At 50.0% G+C, this 620-nt stretch carries 1 pseudogene; it reads left to right on the top strand.

The window, feature by feature from the left end:
• Positions 1-620, top strand: a pseudogene (locus ACFIL3_RS10995) (hypothetical protein); the annotation flags it as partial.

Raw genomic sequence — 620 nt, 5'->3', positions numbered from 1 at the left:
AGTGCAGCAGATAGTGCAATAGCGAAAGCGGAGCAAGCCCAACAGAGCACAACAGAAGCCTCTAGAATAGCTTTGGAAGCGAAAGCGGTAGCAGAGTCTGCGGTGCGTTCAGGAGAGACGGCAGGGCAGGTGAGTGGGGAAGCGGTGAAGGGCATAGCACAAGAGGCGAAGCGTAAAGCGGATGAAGCTGAAAAAATAGCACAAGAAGCCAAACAGACAGCAGGTTATGCCAAACATGATGCGGAGCAAGCGCGTAGTGAGGTGGAAAATGCAAAAAGCACAGCGAATGCAGCGTGGAATAAAGCCCACAAAGCGAATGAAACAGCAGATAGTGCTAAGCTTACAGCAAGTTTAGCAGAAACGGCAGGCGAAGAAGCCAAGAAAATAGCGGAGAAAGCCAATAACTACGCGTATGAAGCAAAAGATGAAGCCGAAAAAGCCAAGGAAATAGCCAATAGTGCAAAATATGCAGCAGGAGAGGCGCAAAAGGCAGCTGAAACAGCGGGTAAGAAAGCCGCGTCTTTAGAAGCAGCCGCAGAAGAAGCACAAAAAATAGCCAAGGAAGCCAAGGAGTCTGCTGGTTATGCAAGACATGATGCGACGCAAGCGCGCAATCAGGC

Source organism: Bartonella sp. CE47NXGY (genome assembly GCF_042195415.1).
GTDB lineage: Bacteria > Pseudomonadota > Alphaproteobacteria > Rhizobiales > Rhizobiaceae > Bartonella.
The sequence above is the reverse complement of the archived record's forward strand: the minus strand, read 5'-3'. Positions and strand labels throughout refer to the sequence as shown.